Source organism: Halobacterium sp. MBLA0001, assembly GCF_049705385.1.
GTDB lineage: Archaea > Halobacteriota > Halobacteria > Halobacteriales > Halobacteriaceae > Halobacterium > Halobacterium salinarum.
In genome coordinates, this window is record NZ_JBNAMQ010000009.1 from 1 (window position 1) to 5793 (window position 5793).

Below are 5793 nucleotides of genomic sequence, written 5' to 3' on the forward strand. Positions count from 1 at the left end.
CTCTAGCCAGCTTTGTTGCAGTTATCATCTTTTCTAGGGAACTGGGGGCGGCCCCACTGGGGACCTACTATCCTTTCGTAGCGCTTCTCGGAATTCTCGCTATTCCCGCCGATTTTGGAATCGGAAGTGCTGCCCAGAAACGGATTAGCGAGGGAGAAGACGCGAGTCAATATCTCAGTTCCGCGATTGCGCTAAAACTCCCCATTCTAGCCGTGGTCTCTTTCCTCATCATAGCCGCGAGAGGATACGTTAATCAGTATCTCGGTGCTTCCCTTGCAATTCCATTCGTCGCTACGCTAATCGTCAGTCAGGGCGCACACCTCGCTATTGGTGTTCTTCGAGGCGAATTACGTGTGGGAGAGACCGCGATTATCGAAGTCCTGCAACCGTTCGGATGGCTTGTTTTTGGCTATGCTCTTTATACCCAAGAATACGGGGTTTATGCGCTCATCTATGGCCATCTCATCGGCTCAGTTCTTATGCTTGTTGTGGGCTGGTGGAAGGTCTCCATTTCAATAACTCAGCCAACAATTGAACACACCAAGTCGCTTTTTGAATATGGGAAATATAGTACTATTGCATCTGTTGGTGGATATTTTTATAGTTGGATGGATGTGGCGATTCTCTCACTGTTCGTCTCTTTAGGTGTTGTATCAACTCGGGCAGGAATTGGGGCCTACGAAAATGCATGGCGACTATCACTAGTTGTGATGATACTTACACAAGCGATCTCAACCTCTATATTCCCACAATTTAGCCAGTGGGCTGCTGAAGATGCTATTGAGCGGATTGAGGGCGTTCTTCATACAGCCCTTCTTCCTGGAATCATACTTACAATCCCTGCATTTGTAGGTACACTGATTCTGTCGGAAGATTTACTCTCTATCCTCTATGGCCCCAAGTTTACAATTGCTGGGATGACATTAATTATTCTTGCTGGAGAAAAGATATTTCAATCAATCCATTCCATTCTAGGGCGAGTTCTTTGGGGAATCGATCGCCCAGATGTAGCTGCATATATGATTACTATTTCAATTGCAACAAATCTAATACTGAATGTTATTTTAATTTGGCAGTTTGGAATTGTAGGCGCTGCCGTGGCGACTACTGGTGCCTCCATCGTGCTTGCTGGTTTACAACTACGATATGTTCGACGCTACATAACAATTGATTTTCCTCTCAAAGAAACTGCTTGGAGTATTGTTGCTTCATGTATAATGGGCGGTGCAATTCATTTAGCTAAATTGAACATAGAGATAGATTCTTTATTGCCCCTATTTTCACTCATCTTATTTGGTGTTTTGATATATGTTGTTGTTATCCTTCTCTATTCACCTATTCGAATTACTATTCAGCAAGTATTAAATCCGATATTATCTGGGTGACCGAACAAGAACAGATCATAGGTACCCAAGCGCTTGTAACTGCTCAGTGACGTCATCAGAATTAATTGGATAGGCGTGTTCGTCCTTTATATCTCTTCGATCATCAACGTTATAATCAATGATATGCCACGGAACTGACCGGACGCAGTCTTTCTGCAATCCATATGGATGCCCATAGTAAGAGAGAAAGTCAATCTTGCCTACTAAGGACTCTCCCAACATCTCACCGTGATCAGCTGAAACAACCGTTTTGCCATACCTCTTCTTAATAATTGGTTTTATCGATTCTAAAACAATATCCAAATTCTCATAGTATGCTGATCTGATCTCCGATTTAGAAATAGAATTATCCTTCATAACCCTATGTAACTGCCCCTTTGTATACGAAATATTTTCTCCGCTCGGTCCGAGATACGGTGCATGGGGTTGCATATAATGTGCTAAAATCCTCTTCTGTGGGAACTCTTCTGCTAATGCCAATACTCTATCTGTTATTTTATCAGGGGGAGTTAGCCCCGTTTCTGAATTAGTTGGTTCAACCCATTCAAAATGATGAACCTGAATATCTATTTCCTCAGCAAGCTGTTTATAAAACGGGTTTGTTGTTATAACAACTAGATCACCATATTCACCTTCAGAAAAATTTCCCCTCACCCACTCCTTACTTGTAGATCCTCTAGAATGAACTTTCGATAAATCTCCATTTATATCTACGCAATTAGAGTATACATCAAATCGGCAGGCATCGAATATTAATAAGAGATCCCAATCTCTCTCGTGAATATTGATCCCTGATTCGTCATATGATGGTTGCTGTCTTTCCTTGTATCTTCTCCACAATTCTACAAGTCCAATCTTTGGATTCTGAATACCAAAATTAATCGATTCGTGGATTCCCATCACCTATTCCTTTCTATGGGAGGACTTTAATCGATTCGGAAAACTATATGGGCGGACTACCGCAGCCCGCGTTCAGGAAACACCTTCCCGATATGGTCCCAGTCTGTCGAGACGTACTTCATCGTCGTATCCAGCTTCTGATGGCCGAGAACCTGGACGACATATGAATAGGGATCCCGTCTCCGTTAGGATCGGAAGGAGGCATCTCGTTCGCTGAGTTGGATGCCATCGAATGGGAAGCGTGTGTAGTCACGAGCCATCTCGTGATTACGTTCGCGTCTTCGGTGATTGGTTCGTTGACTCCCACCTCTACTCTTTCACGACCCGACTTATGTAGCTCGGCCACATCTTCGGCTTCTACTGGGTGAAAAAGAGGTAGTCGGAGTCGGCTCGGCGCGTACGACTGGCGCTACTTCTCGACTCACTCACGCATCAGGTAGTCAAGGTTCTCGTGGTAGTAGACGTATCGGATGTAGTTCCCGTCGCCCTCATTTGCCTTCGCCGACGTGATTCGCATCTCGCGTTTCCCGAAGTCGATGTCCGCGAGCCGGATGTTGGCCAGTTCGACTGACTGAACGCCGGTCTGATACAGCAATCGTATCAGCAGCTCGTTGCGGATGGCCGGCGATCGGAGATACTCGAATATCTTCTGAACGTCCTCGTGTGGGATGGCCACGACGGCGCTGTGTCACCGCGCGGTTGGAGCACCTTGTCCTTCTGTGAGGTCTGGGGTTAATGTGATTGTAATCGGTGTCGTCTAGTGAATCGTTCTCTGTCGGGTTGGTTTCGCAGTAGTCCTGGTTGTACGCCTAGATGTAGACACGAGGCCGGTAGGAGGGAGCGACCATCGTGTCTGCCTTGTGGAGGGTACGAGCCACCAACTCCCGAACGTTGACAGATGACAAACATCGGGAGGAGAATATGCAGTCGATACTTGTGGAATCTCGGATTACCAATTGGCCGGATGAGACCGCTTCGATTCGAGTGACCTACTAATCTCCTCCATCTGTTTTGGCTTTTCAGAGCCTGTCATAGAAAGCGTCACGTACGAAGCAGCAGGGTGCAGAAAGTGTGTCCAGCACAATCGCAACCCTGCAAGACGTAGCTTCGGTAGACGACTTCTTGAATGCGGCGGCTACGGAGACAGTACCGCTGTTCGAACACCTTGAGTTCGAGTTTCTCCTGGAATACGACGTGTTCGCCCCCTCGAAGCGGGGGCGAACACGAGTGCACCAGCCACCGGATCTCTTTCGCGGCTTCCTCCACTGCTACTACGAGGATGTCTACGGCACACGCCCAGTTACACGAGAACTCCAGCACAGCCTCGTCTGGTACTACTGCGGACTCGACAAACCGCCATCCAGAGACACGATTGATCGCTTTCTCACCGATCTCGAACACGTTATCGACGATATCTTCGACAGGCTCGTCGAGCAGGCCGCCGCTCGCGGCCTGCTCGACTCCACGTATTCCATCGATTCGACCCACGTTGAATCAATCCAACACAACGACGCTGCCTCGTGGAATTACGATCCAACAGCTGAGGAGTACTACTACGGCTTCGGCTGTACGATCGTCTCAACTGGTGCAAAGATCCCGATAGCAGCGGAGTTCACACAAACCAAGCAAGCGGATCAGAAGACGGCGATGCGCGTCACGCGTGACGCGCTCGCCGTCGATACACCGGTCTGGATGCTCGGAGACAGCGCCTACGACGTCCTCGATTGGCACGACCACCTGCTGGCCGCAGGGGTCGTGCCAATCGCTCCATACAATCCGCGAAACACCGACGACCCGAAAGACATCGAGTACAGGGTCGAAGGCCGAATCACCGAACACAGCGAGGACGTGCAGCTGAAACAATCCATCTTGGACGAGACGTACACCAACCGGACAGGAGTCGAACGAACCAACGACGCGGTCAAGGACTGCGGCCTCGGGCACGTCCGCGCCCGAGGCCGCGTCCACGCACGAACAGAAGTGTTCCTCGCACTGTGCCTTCGAATCGTCGTTGCAATCACCAACTACGAGCGAGGAAACGATCCGGGCTGTGAGAAACTATGAGATGGATTCTATGACAGGCTCTTTTCATAGAGTCATTCTATCATATGCCGCTCCGATGGCCACTCAGTGGATATCTGATTTGGTAGACAGTATTGGCATTCAGTGAGGGGAATTACTGGGCCCACATCGAGCTTCTCGACATAGTGGTGGACCACCGCGTAGCCATGGATTAGTTTACATATATGTCCTTTCCACCAGCCATGCTATACCTAATCAGTACTGCGTGACCACGGGTCGAAATTGATAATGTCTGGCTCGTGGGCCGCTAGCGACACCCGATAGGCTCCGAGTAGCTATGAACCGGAGTTGATAAAACTTGTAGTTCGTGCCACTTCGAACAGCAATAATCGACAAACCACTAGAACGTAGATTGACTTGCTCAACCCCTAGTGCGTGATATGCATCGACGTCTCCTCATCCACTGATTTCTCCGGAGTGAAATCTACGACAATAGGGATATTGTTATTGTAGTCACTAAACACTGGTCATCAAATCACCCAGTGAAACAATAATTACTATTCTGTACGCCCCTTTGGATTGGTATTGTCCTCTCGAGGGTCGTTGACGTATCGGTAGAGGCCGCGGTTGACTTTCTCGATCCAGCCGGCGTCGACGAGGCCTTGGAGTGCGCGGTTGATGTATTGGCGTCGGGTGTCGAGGTGTTCTTCGAGGCGTTTTGGGTTGGCGTATCCCCAGGGTTGGTTTTCGTTGCGGCCGTCTTTGAGAACGTCGAGGATTGCTTCTTGGCGGTCGTTGGGTTCGAAGTTCTCGTTGACCATCTTGGTGTGGATATGGGGGTGTTGCATTTACTAGTTCGGGAGAATCCCAAGCAGGAATTACAATAGAAGTTACAAAGTAACTATTAAGTGGGTGCCGCAATACGTACCTAGTGAGGAGCACGGGTTGTCTCAGAAAGTGAGGCCGGTGGTAGTGACACCGCCCCCGTGCTTCGCCACCACGACGAAGCATGACAGACTCATATCGAAGCCAGCAAGAATCCATCGAAACAGCCGACAGCCAAGACTGCCTCGGTCCTGAACTACAAGAGTGCCCAGTCTGCGGAGCTGTCGGCCCCCCTGAGCGAATTGAGAACCACGACTGCATCGCGTTCCTCACACACCGCCAGAATGGTTCGCAATAACGGTGCGTGAAGCGATAATCCTCGTAGGTGTATACAACTGGAGTTACCGCTGAGTCTCTCCCAGACGAATGACTGAGACGCAAGAACTTGTGAAGCATTCGTCTTTAGCTAAGACTAATAGTAATATTCCAACTCAGTATTATTCCCTATAGTATTAGAAGAGCGAAACCAGGGACTGAGACGCTCTTGCTACTGAGAATAGGCAGTCCACGGCGTCTGAAAACCGTGTTTTTGCCCCGTATCGAACGTGTTGCGACGTAATTCGCCTGTGAAACGCAGCTGTTCGGTATTACTGTGAGTATC

General features: G+C 48.9%; 5 protein-coding genes. 2 read left to right on the top strand and 3 right to left on the bottom strand.

Annotated features, from left to right (window positions below):
• A partial coding sequence (locus ACOZ32_RS13895) for a polysaccharide biosynthesis C-terminal domain-containing protein (protein WP_424335332.1) occupies nucleotides 1-1385 on the top strand: 1385 nt, incomplete at its 5' end.
• Nucleotides 1386-1400: 15 nt separating this feature from the next.
• On the opposite strand, the gene ACOZ32_RS13900 is transcribed toward ACOZ32_RS13895, so the two are convergent.
• Together ACOZ32_RS13900 and ACOZ32_RS13905 are read right to left on the bottom strand one after the other, a co-directional pair.
• On the bottom strand, nucleotides 1401-2285 hold the full coding sequence (locus ACOZ32_RS13900; protein ID WP_424335333.1) for a hypothetical protein: 885 nt from the start codon (nucleotides 2283-2285) through the stop codon (nucleotides 1401-1403).
• 421 nt (nucleotides 2286-2706) lie between these two features.
• Nucleotides 2707-2961 (bottom strand): tyrosine-type recombinase/integrase, encoded by a 255-nt coding sequence (locus ACOZ32_RS13905; RefSeq protein ID WP_424335334.1) that lies wholly within the window; start codon nucleotides 2959-2961, stop codon nucleotides 2707-2709.
• Between the two features lie 395 nt (nucleotides 2962-3356).
• On the opposite strand from ACOZ32_RS13905, the gene ACOZ32_RS13910 reads away from it, so the two are divergent.
• Nucleotides 3357-4349, top strand: coding sequence for a transposase (locus ACOZ32_RS13910; RefSeq protein ID WP_424334796.1), 993 nt, complete (start codon nucleotides 3357-3359; stop codon nucleotides 4347-4349).
• Nucleotides 4350-4864: 515 nt separating this feature from the next.
• Here ACOZ32_RS13910 and ACOZ32_RS13915 read toward each other — a convergent pair.
• A complete protein-coding gene (locus tag ACOZ32_RS13915; RefSeq protein ID WP_424335335.1) occupies nucleotides 4865-5128 on the bottom strand; it encodes a MarR family transcriptional regulator in 264 nt (87 codons plus the stop codon).
• Nucleotides 5129-5793 lie beyond the last annotated feature (665 nt).

Bases quoted from the DNA above. Each gene is read 5' to 3' on its own strand.
- ACOZ32_RS13900 (WP_424335333.1), bottom strand. From the start codon at position 2,285: ATGGGAATCCACGAATCGATTAATTTTGGTATTCAGAATCCAAAGATT.
- ACOZ32_RS13915 (WP_424335335.1), bottom strand. From the start codon at position 5,128: ATGGTCAACGAGAACTTCGAACCCAACGACCGCCAAGAAGCAATCCTC.